Genomic DNA, 18,511 nt, shown 5'->3' on the forward strand with positions numbered 1-18,511 from the left:
GACGTTTTCCCCCAGATGGTCAACGGGCGAGGCGGATGCCGGTCGCCATGGTGTATTGGTCTCCGCGCGGCACCAGCGTCATGTTCTTCGCCGTACCCCAGCCGGAGCGGACGAAGAAGACCGGGATGATCGCGGCTTCCTCCATTGCGCGCCGCACCGCCTGTTGCGTCAGTTCCTCGCGCCTCGTGTCGTCGAGCGTAGTCTCGATCTGGCCGAGCAGCCCATCCAGCACCGCATCGGAATAGCGGCCGCGGTTGGATGCCCCGTGGCGCAGGTCGTTGTTGTAGGTGCGCAGGATGGAGTTCATCCCCTCCGGCGCCGCGCCCGTGGTGGTGAAGAACATCGAAAGGGACACCGAGAATTCCGGATTGCCGTTCGCACCCCGATTGGCGCGGCGGAAGAAGATGGATGACGGCAGCGCCTCCACCTCGGTCCTGATGCCGATGGCGGTCAGCATCTGGCCGATCGCCTGGCAGCTGCGCGCATCGCCGGCGAAGCGGTCGCCGGTGCATTGGATGGTGAGGCCGAAGCCATTCGGATACCCGGCCTCGGCGAGCAGCGCGCGCGCACGCGCGGGGTCATAGGCCGGCACGGGCAGGTCGGGGACATAGCCGATGAAATTCGCCGGCGCGATCTGCCCCGCCGGCTCAGCGCCGCCCTCCATGGCCCGTTCGGCGAGTGCGGTGCGGTTGATGGCATGCGACAGCGCGAGGCGCACGCGCCGGTCGCGCAGCGGGTTGTTGGGCAGTGGCTGGCCATCGGGGCCGGTGACGAAGGTCGAAACCGCACGTCCGCTGTCGATGTACATGTAGAAATTGAAGCCCGAGGTCGCGGTGACCAGTTCGCTGCGCGGGTCAGCCCGCACGCGACCATACAACGCGGGCGGCACCGCATCGACGACGGAGACATCGCCGGCGAGCAGCGCCGAGACGCGCGCGCTGTCATTCGGAATGAAGCGGAACACCACGCGTTCCCATGGCTCGGTCGGTGCCCAATGATGCGGTGCGCGTTCGAGCGTGACGTCGCTGCCGGGCGTGAAGCGCACCCAGCGATACGGCCCGGTACCGACCGCGGCGCGGCCACCGTTGAAATCCTGCTCGGTTGCCGTGGTGCCGACCGCGACGGCGGAGACGATCATGATGGCGGCGAGATTGCTCGGCAGCAGCGGCGAAGGCCCGTCGGTGCGGATGCGCACGGTGCCCGCATCGACCGTCTCCACCGCTACGATGCTGCGCGTCTGCGCGCTATAGGTGCGGAGGCCTTGCGCGGCCGCCGCCCGGCGGATCGAGAAGGCGACGTCTTCCGGTGTCAGTGGCGTGCCGTCATGGAAGGTCACGCCCTCGCGGAGCCGGAATTCCCAGGTGTTGTCGTCCACTACGCGCCAGGATTCGGCGAGGCCCGGGACCGGTCGCAGGTTCTCGTCCTGGAACACCAGCGACTCATACACGTGCATCTGCACATTGCGGTTCGGACTGTAGGACTGGTGCGGATCGGAGCCATCCACCGCGGCCTTCATGCCGATGCGCAGCGTCTGCGCGGCAGCGGGCGATACGGCGAGGCCGCAGGCAAGCAGCAGGGCGATGCCCAGCGTGTGATTGCGCATCGTCGTGCTCCAGGTCTTCATTGGGCGGCGCTGCCGAGTTGTTGGGCGAGGGCGGCGCGGCGCGCGGCGGCGGCGGGGTGTTCGGGCCAGGCAAGGCCGAGATTCTCGCGCAGCGTGCGGCCTTCATAGGCGGTGCGGTACAGCCCGCGGCGCTGCAATTCGGGGATGACCATCTCGACCACCTCCTCGAGCCCGCCGGGCAGCCAGGTGGGCAGCAGGTTGAAGCCGTCCGCGCCGCCGCCGTGGAACCATTCCTCCATCGCGTCGGCGATGTCGGCCGGCGTGCCGACCACCATGCGATGGCCGTTGCCGCCGGCGATGGACAGATACAGCTGGCGGATGGTCAGGTTTCCGCGCCGCGCCATCTCGAGGAAGATCGTACCGCGACTGTGGTCGCGCCGGTCGGCGGGGTCCGGTTCCGGCACCGGGCCATCGAGATCGTATGCCGACAGGTCGCCGAGGTAATTCGCCAGCGCGCCGAGGCCAGCGACCGGCTGCACCAGTTCCTGCAGCACCTCGTAGCGGTCCTGCGCTTCCTGCCGCGTGCGGCCTGGCACCGCCATGATGCCGGGCATGATCTTCAGATGCTCCGGCTCGCGGCCGTACCGCGCCATGCGGCCCTTCACGTCGTCGTAGTAGGCGCGCGCATCCTCGATGGTCTGCGAGGCGGCATAGATCACATCCGCCGTCGCGGCGGCGAGTTCGCGCCCCTGGTCCGAGGCGCCGGCCTGGATGATGATCGGCCGCCCCTGCGGCGTGCGCGCGACGTTGAGCGGACCCTTTACACGGAAATGCGCGCCCTCGTGGTTCAGCACATGGACCTTGGCGGGGTCGTAGTTGAGCCCGGAGGCCTTGTCGCGGATGAAGGCGTCGTCTTCCCAGGACTCCCAGAGTCCCTTGACCACCTCGACGAATTCGGCGGCACGGTCGTAGCGGCCGGTCTTGGGCGGGGCGCCGACCAGGCCGAAATTCTGCGCCTCCATGTCGGTCGCGCTGGTCACCACATTCCACGCCGCGCGCCCGCCGCTGATGTGGTCGAGCGAGGCGAACTTGCGGGCGATGTGATAGGGCTCGTTGTAGGTCGTGGAGGCCGTCGCCGCGAGGCCGACATGGCTGGTCACCATCGCCAGCGCGGAGAGCAGCGTCAGTGGTTCGAACTGCACGTTCTTGCTGGTATGCGATAGCGCACCGGCCGGCACGTCGTTGAAGCGGATGCCGACGCCATCGGCAAGGAAGGCCATGTCGAGCAGGCCGCGCTCGGCGGTCTGCGTCACGCGCACGGCGTGCTGGAGCTCCATGTTGCCGCCGGCCGAAGCGTCTGGGTGCCGCCACCCCGCGAGGTGGTAGCCCATGCCGATCATGGAGACGCCGAGGCGGATCTTGCGTGGGGCAGCCATGGGTGTGGCCCTCCGGTCCCGCGTGATGGCCGCGCGCCGGATGCGGCGCTTGGGTCAATCACCTTCCGGAGAGAAGCAGACACCCGGGATGGCGGCGTGGCAATCCGTGTCGTGGGCGCAAAATAGAGGCCGCCGCGCCCGGTTGAACGCGGCGGCGGCAATGCCTGCGGAAATCCTGGGCAAGGCGCCCCGGTGCCATACCGTTCAGCTTTCAGATGACGGGGTCGTCGGAAAGGCGAACGGTATGGTGCTCAGGAGCAGTATCGCGGCTGCGCGCGAAACCAGGATTCTGATACGGATCAGCCGCAAGGTTGGCCGGTATCAGACGACTTTCGGGGCGGCTTCCATCCAGCGCCAGTACATCTCGCGCGCCTGCGTCGCGAAGCGGCCGATCTGCATGTCGCGCCCGTTGTAGCGGGTGCAGGGCTGCACCTTGGCGTAGTTGCCGGTCGAGAAGATTTCGTCCGCAGCCTCGAGCTCGGCCGGCTTCACCGTGCGTTCCTCGACCGTCACGCCGGCATCCTTGAACAGCGTGATGATGCGCTGCCGCGTGATGCCGTTGAGGAAGGTGAAGTTCGCCGCCGGCGTGACGACGCGCCCATCCTTGGCGAACCACAGATTGGCCGAGGCGAATTCCGCCACATGGCCCATCGCGTCGCACATCACTGCATTGTCCGCACCCTGGGCCGCGGCAAAGGCCGAAGCGCGCGCGCCGTTCGGGTACAGGCAGGCGGCCTTGGCATCGGTCGGCGCCATTTCCGGCGTCGGGCGGCGGAACGGCGCCATCACGGCCGAGAAGCCCGCCCAATTCGGCATCGGGTTGTCATAAACCGACAGGATGAAATCCGTGCTGTCGGGGTCCGGCCGCGCGGCGCCGAGGCCCTTGCGGATGAAGAACATCGGACGGATGTAGAGCTCGGCCTCGGGCCCCATGCGGCGGATGCCTTCGCGGCACAGGGCCTCGATCTCGGCGGCGGTCTTGGTCGGCTTCATCAGCATCGCCTTCGCCGAGGCGACGGCGCGGGCACAGTGACGGTCGAGGTCGGGCGCCCAGCCCTTGATGGCACGGCCGCCGTCGAAAATCACCGAGCCCAACCAGAAGGCATGGTCCATCGGGCCGACAATCTTCGGCTCCTCGGTTGTCCATGTGCCATCGTACCAGAACACGCCGGCCATCTTTCCCTCCAGGCTCGTCAGGCGGAGGATGTGCCACGAAGGCAGCACCCAGAGAAGAGCCTGCCAGGAAGGGACGCCATGGGAGAATTTTTTGACGCGCGCGAGACGCGCAGTGCCGATGCGCGGGACGCAGAGCTGGCTCGCCTGTTGCCGGAGGTGGTCATGGCTGCTGCGCGGGCCCCGGCCCAGGCGACGCGGCTCTCGGGCATCGACCCGGTCACGGTGACCGGCCGGCCGGCGCTGGCGCGCATCCCGGTGCTGCGCAAGGCCGATCTGCCGGCGGCACAGAAGGCCGACCCGCCCTTTGGCGGCCTTGGGGCGACCGCCCCAGGGTCCTTCGCGCGGCTCTTCATGTCCCCGGGGCCGATTTTCGAGGGCGAATCCCGAAGCCCTGACCCCTGGCACCTGGCGAGTGCCTTCGTCGCGGCCGGATTCCGGGCCGGCGACGTGGCGCTGAACACCTTCGCCTATCACCTGACCCCGGGCGGTTGGATGATGGATCATGGATTGCAGGCGGTCGGCTGCGCGGTGATTCCGGCCGGGCCGGGCAATACCGAGGCGCAGTTGCAACTGATCGAGGCCTATCGGCCCACCGGCTATGCCGGCACGCCGGACTTCCTGAAGATACTGCTTGATGCGGCCGAGCCGGGCGGGCGCGATGTGCGTTCGATCCGCAAGGCGCTGGTCTCCGGCGCGGCCTTTCCGCCATCATTGCAGGCGGAGATCAAGGCGCGCGGCATCGACGCCTACCAGATGTACGGCACCGCCGATCTCGGCTGCGTCGCCTACGAGACCGCCGCGCGCGAAGGCATGGTGGTGGCCGAGCAGGTACTGGTCGAGATCGTCCGCCCCGGCACCGGCGACCCGGTGGTTGATGGTGAGGTCGGCGAGGTCGTCGTCACCGTGCTGGATCCGGCACATCCGGTGCTGCGCCTGGCGCTCGGGGACCTCTCGGCGGTACAGCCTGGCGTGTCGTCCTGTGGGCGGACCAACATGCGGATCACCGGCTGGCGCGGCCGCGCCGACCAGACGGCAAAGGTGAAGGGAATGTTCGTGCGGCCGGAGCAGGTGGCCGAGATCGCGCTGCGTCATCCGGGCGTGGGGCGGCTGCGCCTGGTGGTCACGCGCATGGCGGAGCAGGACGCGATGACCTTGCGCGTGGAGGCGCCGGCGGCGGCGGGGCTGGCCGATGCGGTGGCGGCGTCGTTGCAGGCCGTGACGCGGCTGCGTGGCACGGTCGAGATCGTGCCCTTCGGCAGCCTGCCGAATGATGGAAAAGTCATTGCGGATGAGCGACCTGTCGGGTGACCGGGGCAGCCCGCGTTGACCACCCTCCGCCGCCGCCCTAGCGTCGTGCCACAGTACCAAGGGGAGGGCACGACATGACCGTGCATTTCTGCGTCCATGACGAAGGCGATTCCGCCGGCGTCGTGGTCGTCGAGGGGATCAAATCCGGCCAGACGCTCAACGGCTGGATCATGGACCAGGACCGGATGATCGAATTCCCGGCCAAGTCCGACATTCCGATCGGCCACAAGGTCGCCATCAAGGCGATTGCCAAGGGCGACACCATCATCAAGTACGGCGTGGATATCGGTAAGGCCGTCGCCGACATCGGCGCGGGCGAACATCTGCACGTCCACAACGTCAAGACGAAGCGGTGGTAAGCGCCATGGGCATCAATCTCAAGAACGCCACCTTCGAAGGCTGGCGCCGCGACAATGGCCGCATGGGCGTGCGCAACCACGTGCTCATCCTGCCGGTGGACGACATCTCCAATGCCGCGGCCGAAGGCGTGGCGCGCAACATCCAGGGCACGCTGGCGATCCCCCATGCCTATGGCCGCCTGCAGTTCGGCGCGGATCTCGACCTGCATTTCCGCACCATCATCGGCACAGGCTGTAACCCGAATGTCGCGGCCGTCGTGGTCATCGGCATCGAACTCGGCTGGGCGTCGAAGGTGGCCGAGGGCATCGCCGCCACCGGCAAGCCGGTCGAGTATTTCGCCATCGAGCAGAATGGCGACATCAACACGATCGCCGCCGCCTCCCGCGCCGCCTATCGCATGGTGAAGTACGCGACCGCGCTGAAGAAGACGCGCGCGCCGATGGTGGACCTGTGGGTGTCGACGAAGTGCGGTGAATCCGACACGACCTCCGGCCTCGCTTCCTGCCCGACCGTTGGCGATTCCTTCGACAAGCTCTGGGAGAACGGCAATACGCTGGTCTTCGGCGAGACAACGGAGCTCACGGGCGGCGAGCACCTGGTCGCGGCGCGGTGCAAGACGCCCGAGATCCGCGCCGACTTCATGCGGATGTTCGACCGCTACCAGGCGATCGTCGAAGCCAACAAGACCTCCGACCTGTCCGACAGCCAGCCGACCAAGGGCAACATCGAGGGTGGCCTGACCACCATCGAGGAAAAGGCGCTCGGCAACATCCAGAAGATCGGCAAGAAGTGCACGGTCGATGGCGTGCTCGACAAGGCCGAGATGCCGACGCATCCGGGCCTGTGGTTCATGGATTCATCCTCGGCGGCAGCCGAGATGGTGACGCTCTGCGCGGCCTCCGGCTTTGCGGTGCACACCTTCCCGACCGGTCAGGGCAACGTCATCGGCAACCCAATCCTGCCGGTGATCAAGCTGACGGCCAATCCGCGCACCATGCGGACCATGTCCGAGCACGTCGACGTGGACGTGACCGGACTGCTGCAGAAGCAGATGAACCTGCACGATGCCGGCGAGGCGCTGCTCGACTGCATCATCCGCACCGCGGACGGTCAGTTCACCGCGGCGGAAATCCTCGGGCATCGCGAGTACAGCCTGACGCGGTTGTACGAGAGCGCGTGACGTGCCCCGGAGAGGGGCTTTGCCCCTCTCCGGACGTCACCCCACCAAAGGCCCGAGGCCTTTGGAAACCGATACTTGGTGTTGAGCAGAGCGGGGCTTTTGCGGGAGCGGGACGCCCGCTCCGCCCGTTGCCAAGCGGATTCCCTGGCACTGGGCCCGGCGCGACTTTTCTTGTCCTGGCCAGACCATCGGGCCCGACGCCAATTCAAGGTGTCCAGAGGCCCTTAGCCCTTTGGCGGGGCGGTTTGGAGGGGCAGCGCCCCTCCAACCGTCTCACCCCACCCGCGGCATCTTCTGCTCGACCAGCGTCGCCATCATCCCCGCCCCATACGGGATTGCGGCGTCGTTGAAGTCGTAATGCACGTTATGCACCTCGCATCCCCAGGCATCGCCAACGCCGTTGCCGACATGGATATACGCGCCGGGCTTCTCCAGCAGCATGTAGGCGAAATCCTCGCTGCCCATCACCGGCGAGCGGTTGCGTTCGACATGCGCCTCGCCGACCAGCGCGGCGGCGGCGTCGCCTATCGCGACCGCTTCTTCCGGTGTGTTGATGGTGGGCGCGGCGATCTCGCGGATGATCACCTCGGCGGTGGCGCCAAAGCCGGCGGCGATGGATTGCGCCACCATGCGCATGCGCTCCTCGACCAGGCGCATCGTCTCCACCTTGAAGGCGCGCACGGTGCCCTTCATCGTCACGCGGTCGGGAATGACGTTGTGGGCGTCACCCGCATTGAAGCCGGTCACGCTGATCACCGCCGAATCCAGGGCGGCGACGTTGCGCGACACGATGGTCTGCAATGCTGAGACGATCTGTACGCCGACGATCACCGGATCGATCGTCGATTCCGGCCGCGCGCCATGCCCGCCGCGACCCTGCACGATGATGTCGAAGAACAGCGCGCCGGCCATCACCGGACCGGGGCGGATGGCGAATTTCCCGACCGGCAGGCCGGGGCGGTTGTGCAGCCCGAACACCGCATCGCAGGGGAAGCGATCGAACAACCCGTCAGCGAGCATCGCCTGCGCGCCGCCGCGGCCTTCCTCGGCGGGTTGGAAGATGAAGTGGACGGTGCCGTCGAAATTTTTCGTCTCCGCGAGATACCGCGCGGCGGCGAGCAGGATGGTGGTGTGCCCGTCATGCCCGCATGCATGCATCTTGCCGTCGATCGTGGAACGATGCGCGACGTCATTCGCCTCGGGCATCGGCAGCGCGTCCATGTCGGCGCGCAGGCCAATGCGGCCTTGGCCATTGCCGTTGCGCAGCACGCCGACCACGCCGGTCCTGCCGATGCCGCGATGCACCTCGATGCCCCAGGAAGCGAGGCGTTCAGCCACCAGCGCGCTGGTGCGTACCTCCTCGAATCCGAGTTCGGGATGGGCATGGAAGTCTCGCCGCCAGGCGGTGAATTCATCCTGCCAGTCGCGGATCCGGTCCACTGCGCTCACGCGTCACTCCATCGCTGTCGGGGAAAGCAAACCCTATAGGGCGCGACGCGCGACTGAGCTACCGTTGCCCCAACGATAAGACCAGGAGAGGACCATGTTCATGCTCAATCGCCGTTCTCTGCTCGCCGGCATTCCGGCCGCGACGCTTCTGCCCGTTGCGGCGCGGGCGCAGGGCGCCTTCCCCGACCATCCCGTCCGCTACATCGTGCCTTTCCCGCCGGGTGGCCTCACCGACATCATGGCGCGCCTCGTCGGGCAGAAGCTGTCCGAAATCTGGAACAAACCCGTCATCATCGAGAACCGCGCCGGCGGCAATGCGCTGATCGGCGCCGACGCGGTCGCCAAGAGCGCGCCGGACGGCTACACGCTGCTCGCCATCACCATGACGCATACGGTCAACGCCACGCTGTTCCCGAATGCGCCGTTCAATTTCCGTGAGGATTTGACAACGGTCTCGGTACTCGGCTCGCTGCCGCTGGTGGTGGTGGTGAATGCGGAGAAGAATCCGTCGCGCAGCCTGGCCGACCTGATCACGCGGGCGCGCACCGAGCGGATGAATGCGGGTTCCTCGGGCAATGGGTCGCCGCCGCATCTCGGTCTCGAATTGTTGCGCATCGCGGCGCATGCGGGCGACAATCTGCAGCATGTTCCCTATCGCGGCGGCGCGCCGGTCATCACGGATCTGGTCGCTGGCAACATCGATTTCGTCGTCGCCAATCTGCCGGAATGCATCGCGCAGGTGCAGGCAGGGCGGCTGCGCCCGCTCGCCATCACCTCGGCCGAACGCCACCCGCTGCTGCCCGATGTGCCGACGGTCAAGGAACTTGGTCAGCCGGGGCTCGAAATGACCAATTGGACCGCGATGATGGTGCCTGCCGCGGTGCCTGCGCCGATTCTCGCACAGATCGAAGCGGCGACGCTCGCCGCCATCCGCGACCCGGACGTGTCACGCCGCGCGCGCGAGGGAGGCTTCACGGTGGAGGGCTGGGATCGTACACGGTCCATCACATTCGTTACGGCGGAGACCGCGCGCTGGGCGCGGTTGGTCCAGGAAGCAGGATTGCGCGCGGACTGATGCGGATATCTCTCGACGACGCGGAAGCGCTCGCGCGCACCGCCCTGGCCGCCGCTGGCGCGGGGCCTGACATGGCGGCGGCGACCGCCCGCGCCCTGGCGGCGGCGGAAGCCGCCGGCCAGGCCGGACATGGCCTGTCGCGCGTGCCGCAATACGCGGCGTTCCTGAGCAACGGCCGCGCCGATGGCGCCGCAGTGCCGCGGATCGTCAATGAACGTGGCGGCGCGGTGCTGGTCGATGCACGGCACGGCCTCGCCTATCCGGCGCTGGCGCTGGCGGAAGCGGAAGCCGCCTGGCGCGCTCGCGCCCATGGCGTCGCCTTTGCCGGCGTTACCAATTCGCACCATTCGGGCGCGATGGGCCTGCCGGTCGCGCGACTGGCCGGGCAGGGGCTGGTGGCGCTGGCCTTCACCAATTCGCCGGCGGCAATGCCGGTGCCCGGCGGCGCGCGCCCGCTGATGGGCACCAACCCGATTGCCGCCGCCTTCCCGCGCCGCGGCGGACCGCCGCTGGTTATCGACATGGCGCTGTCGGAAGTCGCGCGCGGCAAGATCATGGTCGCCGCCAAGGAAGGTCGCCCGATCCCCGAAGGCTGGGCGGTCGACGCGCTCGGCCGGCCGACCACCGACCCGAAGGCCGCCTTGTCGGGCGCGATGCTCGCCATGGGTGGGGCCAAGGGCGCGCTGCTGGCGATGGTGGTGGAACTGCTGTGCTGCGCCCTGACCGGTGCCGCCTTCGGCTTCGAAGCCGACAGTTTCTTCGAGGATGCCGGCAACCGTCCGCGGCTGGGCCAGGCATTGCTGGTAGTGGACCCTGGCGCCCTCGCCGGCACCGACGCCTTCGCCGCCCGCATCGAGACTTTCGTCGCCGCCATGACCGCCGAGGATGGCGTCCGCCTACCCGGCAGCCGGCGCGACGCGTTGACGGCGCGCGCCGCATCCGATGGCGTCGATATCCCCGACGCGCTGCATCAACGCCTGCTGGCCCTCTCCGCATTGTGAGCGCCCAGCAGGACCTGGACCGGCATTGCGGGCCGGCCGCCGTCGCCGCGTTGTTTGCGCGCCGGCCGCAGGATGTGATGCGCCTGTTCCACACGCCGGAGCGCCGGCGCGAGGCCGGACCGCATTGCGCCATCATGGCGCGTCATCGCCGTCCCTATCGGGAGGTGACGGCCGCCGACCTCGCCCGCATTGCCGGCACGCAGCACAATGGCGGGCTGGTGGCGCTGGCGCTGCCGCGGCCGGTGCTGGCGCTCGATCCGCGCAACCTGCCGCCGTCCATCACCGCGACGCGCGTCACGCCGGTGCTCGATGGCATCGGCAATCCGCACAATCTCGGCGCCATCGCGCGCTCAGCGGCGTTTTTCGGCTGTCGCGCCCTGCTGCTGTCGGGGGACCCGCGCCAGGCCGGGTTGTCGGATGCCGCCTTCCGCACCTCGGAGGGTGGGCTGGAAGCCCTGGACATCTATGGCGCGGCGGACCTCCCTCTGGCGCTGCGCGGCATCGCGCCCGGCATCCTGACGGTCGCCGCGGTGGCGCGCGGCGGCGTGCCGCCCCAGGCGATCCCGCGCGACACCGCCATCGCCCTGGTGCTGGGCAATGAGGAGGTGGGGCTCGGCGCCGCGACGCTCGGCGCCTGCGCGATGCGCGTGACGCTGCCGCCGGCCGGGCCGGTCGAGAGCCTGAACGTCTCGGTCGCCGCCGCCGTGCTGATCCACACGCTCAGCGGCGGATGATGGGCACGGGCCGGGCTTCATGCGGGCCCGCTCATCGGGATGTGCCCCGGTAGGGGCTTGCGGTGCGGTGCGGTATCGGTCCAATCGAGCGGATGGACGCAAGCCCGGGCGACGCGACAGCGCAGATCGAGGCGCTCACCGAAGGCGGCAGCCGCGTGCTGCGCGTCAGTGGGCGCATCGACATCGCCGCCGCCGCCCGGCTGTGGCCCCAGGCGATGAAGGCGGCGCAGGGCGACCCGATCGCCGCGCTCGACCTCAGCGACCTTGAATCGGTCGATTCCGCCGGCGCCGTCATGTTGCTGACCGCCGCGCCGGATGCCGAACTGCGCGGCGCGCCGGACCAGGCGGCAGCCGTGCTGGAACGCACCCGCAAGGCGCTCGCCACCATCCCGCCACCCGGCCCGCCGCCGCCATGGCACCCGATCACCGCGATCGGCCGCGCCACGGTGGGCAAGGTGCGCAACGGCATAGCGGGCGTGGCCTTCATGGGGGAGGCGCTGGTCACCATCCTGCGCACCCTGGCCCGCCCGCGCCTGCTGCGCTGGTCGGATGTGCTGCGCCACCTGGACGAAGTCGGCACCCGGGCCTTTCCGCTGACCCTGCTGCTCGGCTTCCTGATCGGCGTGATCCTCGCCTACCAGTCCTCCATCCCGTTGCGGCGTTTCGGGGCTGAGGTGTTCGTTCCGAACCTCGTTGGCATCTCGCTGTTGCGCGAACTGGGGCCACTTCTGGCCGGCGTGGTGCTGGCCGGGCGCACCGGCTCGGCCTTCGCTGCCGAGCTCGGCACCATGACGGTGAATGAGGAAGTGGACGCGCTGAAGATCATGGGGATCGACGCCACCGCCATGCTGGTGCTGCCGCGGCTGATTGCGGCGACGCTCGCCATGCCGGTGCTGGCGATGCTGATGAATGTCGCGGGTCTCGCCGGCATGACCTTGATCATGGGCACGCTCGGCTACCCCTGGGCTTCGGTGCAGAGCCAGTTGCAGCAGTGGCTGTCGCTGCAGGACCTGGCCGGCGGGCTGTTCAAGGCGGCCTGCTTCGGGCTGGTGATCGCGGGCATCGGCTGCCGCGCCGGGCTGTCGGCCGGGCGCGGGCCGCGCGCGGTGGGCGACGCGGCGACCGCGGCGGTGGTCGGCGGCATCGTCGCCATCGTCATGATGGATGGCGTCTTCGCCGTGCTGTTCTTCCGGCTGGGCATCTGACCATGGCCGAAGACCCTGTCATCCGCGCCGAGGGCCTGTCCGTGCGCTTCGGCAGCAAGACCATCTTCAAGGATGTCAGCTTCGAGGTCCGCCGGGGTGAGATTTTCGTGATCCTCGGTGGGTCGGGCTGCGGCAAGTCCACCCTGCTCAAGGCGTTGATCGGCCTTGTGCCGCTCGCCGCTGGCCACGCCTGGCTGCTGGGCGAGGAACTGGCCAAGGAAGACGACAACGAGCGGCGTGCCTTGTTGCGCCGCATCGGCGTGATGTGGCAGTCCGGCGCGCTGTTCGGCAGCATGACCCTGGCGGAGAATGTCGAATTGCCGCTCGAGGAACATACCGACCTGTCGCGCCCGGCGCGTGAGGCGCTGGCGCGGTCCAAGCTCGGCCTGGTGGGGCTCGGCGATGCCGCGGCCAAGTTGCCGGCGGAGATTTCCGGCGGCATGGCGAAGCGGGCCGGCATCGCCCGCGCCATGGCGCTCGACCCACCCCTGCTCTTCCTCGACGAGCCCGGGGCGGGGCTCGACCCGATCACCTCGGCCGGGCTCGACAAGCTGATCAAGGACATCGCGCGCGACACCGGCACGACCTTCGTGGTGGTGACGCATGAACTGCAGTCGATCCTGGCAATCGGCGATCGCTGCATCATGCTGGACAAGGAAGCGCAGGGCATGATCGCCGAAGGCGACCCACGGCAGCTCAAGGCGGAGAGCACCCAGCCCACCGTGCGGGCCTTCTTCCGGCGGGAGGCCGCTTAGCATGGCCCGTTCCGGACGTTCGCTCTATCTGCGCGTCGGCACGCTGGTGGTGGTCGGCGCCGCGCTGGGGATCGGCTTCATCCTGTTCCTCACCTCTGGCGGCTTCGGGTCGCGGCAGGTGATGTTCGAGACCTATGTGCGGGAATCGGTCGCCGGGCTCGAGGTCGGCGCGCCGGTGCGCTTCCGCGGCGTGGCGGTCGGGCGGGTCACCGAACTCGGGCTGACCTCGGTCGTCTATGGCGTATCCGGTGGCGGCGTGGACGACGCGGCGAACCGGCTGGTGCTGATCCGTTTCGCCCTCGACCCCAGGCGCTACGGCAATTCGTCGGTCGAGAATGCGGTGCGTGCCGGCCTGCGGGTGCGCATGGCCAGCACCGGGGTCACCGGCGTCTCCTATCTCGAGGCCGATTTCGTCGATCCGGAGCGGTTCCCGCCGATCGTGGTGCCGTGGACGCCGGCCTACCCCTACATCCCGTCCATTCCGTCCACCATCAGCCAGGTGACCTCCGCCGCCGAGCGGCTGATGAGCCGCCTGTCGGATGTCGACCTCGAAGCGCTGTTCGGCTCCGCCACGGACCTCATCCAGGATCTGCGCAGCCAGGTGAGCGGCCAGGGCGACCTCGCCCTGACCCTGCGCGAGGCGGCGGCGACGATGACCGCGCTGCGCGAGGCGATCGAGGGTGCCGAGTTGGCCGCCACGGTGCGCGATGTGCGCGTGGCGGTGAACCGCGTCGGCGGCGCCGGCCAGGCCGCAGAGGAACTGCTACAAGGCCCCGCCGTGGCTGGTGCGGTGAACAACATCAGCCAGGCCGCGGCCGATTTGCGCACCTCCATTGCGCGGCTGCCGGCGGTGATCCAGTCGCTCGAACTCGCGCTGCGCAGCGTGCGCGGCACCACGAGCGATGCGCAGGCCGACCTCGGCCCGCTGCTGCGCGACCTGCGCGCGACCGCCGCCAGCCTGCGCGACACCGCCGAGGCGCTGCGCCGCAGCCCCTCGCAATCGCTGTTCGGCCAGCCGCCGCCGCCGCCACGGGACCGACGCTGAATGACCCATCGCCGAAGCCTTCTGCTTGCCCCGCTTGCCCTCGCCGCCTGTTCGGTGCTGCCCGACCGGCCCTATCTCGAGACGCAGCGCTTTCCGCTGGAACCGCGACGGATCGGGGCACCGCGGACCGGGCGCGGTCGGCGTACGCTGCTGCTGCGCACGCTGCGCGCCGGGGCGGGGATGGAGACGCGCAACCTGCGCATCATCCGCCCCGACGGCACCGAGAGCCTCGATTTCTACGCCGAATGGGCCGCGCCGCCGGCCGAGGCCGCGGAGCAGTCGCTGCGCCGCTGGCTGATCGATTCGCATCTGTTCGCCGCCATCCTGTCACCCGGCAGCCGGGTGACGCCCGACTTCGTCATGGAGGGCGAGATCACCGCGCTCGCTGCCATGCAGGGCCAGGGCGTCGGCCGGGCGGAACTGACGCTGCTGCTGGTGGATGAACGCAATGGCAGCCGGCTGGTCGGGCAGCTGGTGACGGATGGCACGGCCCCGCTCGCGAGCGGCACCGCGCCGCCGACCGCCGAGCAGGCGGCGGCGGCGATGTCGGCGGCGCTCGGCAATGCGTTGGCTTCGCTGGAACAGGCGCTGGCGCGCTACGCCTGAAATGCTTCGCATGGTGTGATGTGGCGCTGTTGGCGCTGTCATCGGGCTCGGCTAGCGTATGCGCGGAATGAACGGGCGACATGCCCGGACCCTCGGGAAGGAGAGCCCGCATGCTGTTCAGACGTCTGGTCATCGCCGCTGCCGCCGTTCTCGCCATGGGGGGCCTGGTCCCCGTGGCGCAGGCGCAGACCGGCGACCCATCCTTCAACCTGGTAAACCGAAGCAACCGGGTGATCTACGAGGCCTACGCCTCGCCCTCCTCGGACAGCAACTGGGGCCAGGACCGGCTGGGCCAGAACATCGTGCCGGCGGGGCGCAACTTCGTCATCCGCCTGCCGCAGGGCGAATGCATCTACGACCTGCGCGTCGTCTACGACCGCCAGGGCGGCCCGCCCGAGGAACGCCGCAACGTCAACCTGTGCAACCTGACCGAGGTCGTCTTCGACGGCCGGCCGCAGCAGGGCGGGCAGCAGCGGCAGGCGCCGCAGCAGGGCCAGACCCAGGGCCCGCGCGGCAACCCGTCCTTCAACCTGGTGAACCAGGGGCAGGTTGTGGTGATGGAGGTCTATGCCTCGCTGGCCACCGACCAGAACTGGGGCCCCGACCGGCTTGGCAATGACACCGTTGCGCCGGGCGCCACCTTCCCGATCCGGCTGCCGGAAGGCGACTGCATGTACGATATGCGCTTCGTCTACCAGAACGGCCAGTCGCAGGAACGCCGCGGGGTGAACCTGTGCGATGTGACCAACGTGACGGTGCCGCTGCCGCAGTAAGCGGGCTGGCAAACTATGAGGGCGGACCTGCGAGGGTCCGCCCTTTTTGTTCCCGCGGAGCGCATGCGCCCACGCCGGCGACGCAGCCGGCCCATCCTGCCCGGCGCCAACAAGTGCCATTCCAAAGGACACTGTCCTTTGGTGGGGTGATCCGGAGGGGCAAGGCCCCTCCGGCCTTTCTCAGGCTGCGGCCTTCGCCAGCGCCTTCCACACCGCCTCGGGCGTCGCCGGCATGTCGATGGTGGCGACGCCGGATTCCGCCAGCGCATCGACCAGCGCGTTCATCACCGCCGGCGGCGAGCCGACCGCGCCGGCCTCGCCCGCGCCCTTCACGCCCATCGGGTTGGTTTCGCAGAGCACCTCGATCAGGTCGACATCGATGTCGGGCAGGTCATCCGCCCGTGGCACCGCGTAGTCCATGAACGATGCCGAGATGAGCTGTCCGCTCTCGCCGTCATAGGCGGTGCGTTCCAGCAGCGCCTGGCCGATGCCCTGGGTCACGCCGCCATGCACCTGCCCACGCACGATCAGTGGGTTCAGCGCATGGCCGACATCGTCCACCACGATGTAGCGCGGGATGGAGACGATGCCGGTCTCGGGGTCGACCTCCACCTCGGCGACGTGGCAGCCATTGGGGAAGGTGTGGGATTTGATCTCGGCGGTTTCCTGCGCGTCGAGGATGGTCGCCTCGATGCCGGCCGCGACCTTCTTCCGCTGCGCGGCGGCGAGGTCGAGGATGCCGATGCTGCGGTCGGTGCCGACCACGGTGAAACCACCCTCGCGCGGAGTGAATTCGATGTCGGCGACGGAGGCTTCGAGGTGTTCGGACGCCGCCTTCTTGCCCTTCTCGACCACCGTCGCGGTGGTCACCAGGATCGCCTGGCCCTCGGAATAGAGGCTGCGCGCGCCGCCGGTGCCGCCGCCATCTGGCAGCGTGTCGGAATCGCCCTGCTTGACGCGGATCTTCTCGATCGGAATGCCGAGTTCGAAGCTCGTCATCATGGCATAGGCGGTCTCGTGCCCCTGGCCGGTGGATTGCGTACCGACATAGACATCGACGAAGCCGTCATCGGCGAACTTCACCGCGGCATTCTCGGTCGGCGCGCCGCCGGTGGCCTCGAGGTAATAGGCGAGGCCGATGCCGCGCTTCTTGCCGCGCTTCGCAGCCGCGGCCTTGCGGGCGGGGAAGCCGGCCCAGTCCATTTTGGTCAGCGCGGCATTCATCAGCATGGCGAATTCGCCGGAATCGTACCGCTGCCCCATCGCCGAGGTGTAGGGCATGGCCGAGGACGGCACCATGTTCCGCTTGCGCAGCTCGATGCGGTCGATGCCGACCTCGCGCGCCGCCGTATCGATCAGGCGTTCGACCAGGTAGTTGCTCTCCGGCCGCCCGGCGCCGCGATAGGCATCGACGGGCACGGTGTTGGTCATCACGCCGATGACTTGCGCGTGGATCGCCTGGAAGCCATAGACCGAGGCGAGCACCTTGGTCCCCGCCCCGGTCGGGATGAAGGGGGCGAAGGTGCTCAGATACGCGCCCATCCCCGCCCAGTTCTTGGTGCGCATCGCGAGGAACTTGCCGTCCTTGTCGAGCGCCAACTCGCCGATGGTGATGTTGTCGCGGCCATGGGTGTCGGACTGGAACGCCTCGGTGCGTTCCGACGTCCACTTCACTGCGCGGCCGATCGCGCGTGCCGCGAAGCAGGTCAGCACGTGCTCGGGGTAGATGAAGATCTTCATCCCGAAGCCGCCGCCGACATCGGGGGTGACGACGCGGAAATTGTCGGTCGAGACGTTGAAGATGTTCTTGGCCAGCACGTTGCGGACCAGCCAGGAGCCCTGAGTATTGGTCGTCAGCGTCCAATGCTGGCGCCCGGCGTCGTAGTCGGCGTGCGCGGCGCGCGCTTCCATCGAATTGACGACGACGCGGTTGTTCACCACGCGCAGCGTCGTGACGTGGGCGGCCTGCCTGATCAGCGCGTCCACCTTGGCGGCGTCGCCGATATGCCAGTCGAAGCAGGTATTGTTCGGCGCGCTCGGCCAGATCTGCGGCTGGCCGGCCTCGGTCGCCGTGGCGAGGTCGGTCGCCGCCGGCAGCACGTCGTACTCCACCTCGATCGCCTCGGCGGCATCGCGCGCCTGGGTGATGGTCTCGGCGGCGATGAAGGCGACCGGGTCGCCAACATAACGGACGACGCCGTCGGCCAGCACCGGATGCGGCGTGTCCGAGGTCGGGCTGCCATCGACCGACTTCACCGGGGCGAGGCAGGGCAGGTGGCCGATGCCGGCAGCGGTGAGGTCCGTCGCGGTCCAGACGCCGAGCACGCCAGGCATCGCCTTCGCGGCAGCGGTGTCGATCGAGGCGATCCTCGCATGGGCGTGCGGGCTGCGCAGGACATAGCCCTGCGCCTGGCCCGCCACGGCGACGTCATCCGTGTAGCGGCCGCCACCCTTGAGAAGGCGCGGATCCTCGACGCGACGGATGGATTGGCTCAGGCCGAACTTTGCCATGCGCGGGGTCTCCCTTGGTTCCTGAGCCCATCATCTGCGATGCGGGGCGGGAAAGGGAAGGGGGGACGGTCCTGACGCGGCGGAGAGGGGCGCCGCCCCACTCCGGACCTCACCTCGCCAGGGGCACCTAACGATGTTGCACAGCAAAGTCGTTGGGTGCCCATCGGCCGGGGGGCCTTCGGAAACCGATACCGGGTGTCGGGTGGAAGGGCGCAGCGCGACCCGCGAAACACCCGCTGGGCACCGAGGCGGGTTTCGGCATCGGTCCCGGAGCGGTGCCCAATGCCAACAGATGGCATTCCAAAGGGCACTGCCCTTTGGTGGGGTGGTCTG

General features: G+C 68.8%; 16 protein-coding genes. 11 read left to right on the forward strand and 5 right to left on the reverse strand.

Annotation, left to right across the window (positions count from 1 at the left end; all coding sequences use genetic code 11):
* Window positions 1-19 precede the first annotated feature (19 nt).
* From IEY36_RS21330 to IEY36_RS21340, 3 genes are all read right to left on the reverse strand, one after another.
* Window positions 20-1,603, reverse strand: coding sequence for an ABC transporter substrate-binding protein (locus IEY36_RS21330; protein WP_188970619.1), 1,584 nt, complete (start codon window positions 1,601-1,603; stop codon window positions 20-22).
* Window positions 1,604-1,620: 17 nt separating this feature from the next.
* The gene (locus tag IEY36_RS21335) at window positions 1,621-3,000 is read right to left on the reverse strand and encodes an LLM class flavin-dependent oxidoreductase (RefSeq protein ID WP_188970621.1); all 1,380 of its coding nucleotides are present in this window, start codon (window positions 2,998-3,000) and stop codon (window positions 1,621-1,623) included.
* A gap of 321 nt (window positions 3,001-3,321) precedes the next feature.
* Complete coding sequence (locus IEY36_RS21340) at window positions 3,322-4,176, reverse strand: branched-chain amino acid aminotransferase (protein WP_188970623.1); 855 nt, start codon at window positions 4,174-4,176, stop codon at window positions 3,322-3,324.
* A 78-nt stretch (window positions 4,177-4,254) separates the two neighbouring features.
* Here IEY36_RS21340 and IEY36_RS21345 point away from each other — a divergent pair, with 78 nt between their 5' ends.
* From IEY36_RS21345 to IEY36_RS21355, 3 genes are all read left to right on the forward strand, one after another.
* The gene (locus IEY36_RS21345) at window positions 4,255-5,484 is read left to right on the forward strand and encodes a phenylacetate--CoA ligase family protein (protein ID WP_188970625.1); all 1,230 of its coding nucleotides are present in this window, start codon (window positions 4,255-4,257) and stop codon (window positions 5,482-5,484) included.
* Between the two features lie 74 nt (window positions 5,485-5,558).
* Complete coding sequence (locus tag IEY36_RS21350) at window positions 5,559-5,843, forward strand: UxaA family hydrolase (RefSeq protein WP_188970627.1); 285 nt, start codon at window positions 5,559-5,561, stop codon at window positions 5,841-5,843.
* A 5-nt stretch (window positions 5,844-5,848) separates the two neighbouring features.
* On the forward strand, window positions 5,849-7,024 hold the full coding sequence (locus IEY36_RS21355; protein WP_272873139.1) for a UxaA family hydrolase: 1,176 nt from the start codon (window positions 5,849-5,851) through the stop codon (window positions 7,022-7,024).
* Window positions 7,025-7,297: 273 nt separating this feature from the next.
* Here IEY36_RS21355 and IEY36_RS21360 read toward each other — a convergent pair whose 3' ends face one another.
* A complete protein-coding gene (locus IEY36_RS21360) occupies window positions 7,298-8,473 on the reverse strand; it encodes a M20 aminoacylase family protein (protein WP_188970629.1) in 1,176 nt (391 codons plus the stop codon).
* Window positions 8,474-8,567: 94 nt separating this feature from the next.
* Here IEY36_RS21360 and IEY36_RS21365 point away from each other — a divergent pair, with 94 nt between their 5' ends.
* From IEY36_RS21365 to IEY36_RS21400, 8 genes are all read left to right on the forward strand, one after another.
* Entirely contained in the window at window positions 8,568-9,548 is a 981-nt protein-coding gene (locus IEY36_RS21365; RefSeq protein WP_188970631.1) for a Bug family tripartite tricarboxylate transporter substrate binding protein, read from the forward strand.
* A complete protein-coding gene (locus IEY36_RS21370; protein WP_229681477.1) occupies window positions 9,548-10,549 on the forward strand; it encodes an Ldh family oxidoreductase in 1,002 nt (333 codons plus the stop codon). Before IEY36_RS21365 ends, IEY36_RS21370 begins: the two co-directional genes overlap by 1 nt.
* Window positions 10,546-11,283: a TrmH family RNA methyltransferase gene (locus IEY36_RS21375; RefSeq protein WP_229681478.1), complete on the forward strand. Its 738-nt coding sequence runs from the start codon at window positions 10,546-10,548 to the stop codon at window positions 11,281-11,283. Before IEY36_RS21370 ends, IEY36_RS21375 begins: the two co-directional genes overlap by 4 nt.
* 92 nt (window positions 11,284-11,375) lie before the next feature.
* Entirely contained in the window at window positions 11,376-12,488 is a 1,113-nt protein-coding gene (locus IEY36_RS21380; protein ID WP_188970633.1) for an ABC transporter permease, read from the forward strand.
* Between the two features lie 2 nt (window positions 12,489-12,490).
* Window positions 12,491-13,243, forward strand: a complete 753-nt coding sequence (locus IEY36_RS21385; protein ID WP_188970635.1) for an ABC transporter ATP-binding protein — start codon at window positions 12,491-12,493, stop codon at window positions 13,241-13,243.
* Between the two features lies 1 nt (window position 13,244).
* On the forward strand, window positions 13,245-14,288 hold the full coding sequence (locus tag IEY36_RS21390; protein WP_188970637.1) for an MlaD family protein: 1,044 nt from the start codon (window positions 13,245-13,247) through the stop codon (window positions 14,286-14,288).
* Window positions 14,289-14,894 (forward strand): hypothetical protein, encoded by a 606-nt coding sequence (locus IEY36_RS21395; RefSeq protein WP_188970639.1) that lies wholly within the window; start codon window positions 14,289-14,291, stop codon window positions 14,892-14,894.
* Between the two features lie 110 nt (window positions 14,895-15,004).
* Window positions 15,005-15,667 (forward strand): hypothetical protein, encoded by a 663-nt coding sequence (locus tag IEY36_RS21400; protein ID WP_188970641.1) that lies wholly within the window; start codon window positions 15,005-15,007, stop codon window positions 15,665-15,667.
* A gap of 180 nt (window positions 15,668-15,847) precedes the next feature.
* Here the strand turns inward: IEY36_RS21400 and IEY36_RS21405 are convergent, their stop codons facing one another.
* Window positions 15,848-18,178 carry a xanthine dehydrogenase family protein molybdopterin-binding subunit gene (locus tag IEY36_RS21405; RefSeq protein WP_188970643.1) on the reverse strand — a complete coding sequence of 777 codons (2,331 nt, stop codon included), beginning with the start codon at window positions 18,176-18,178 and terminating at the stop codon, window positions 15,848-15,850.
* Window positions 18,179-18,511: the final 333 nt, after the last annotated feature.

It is taken from the genome of Neoroseomonas lacus (assembly GCF_014644535.1).
Lineage (GTDB): Bacteria > Pseudomonadota > Alphaproteobacteria > Acetobacterales > Acetobacteraceae > Neoroseomonas > Neoroseomonas lacus.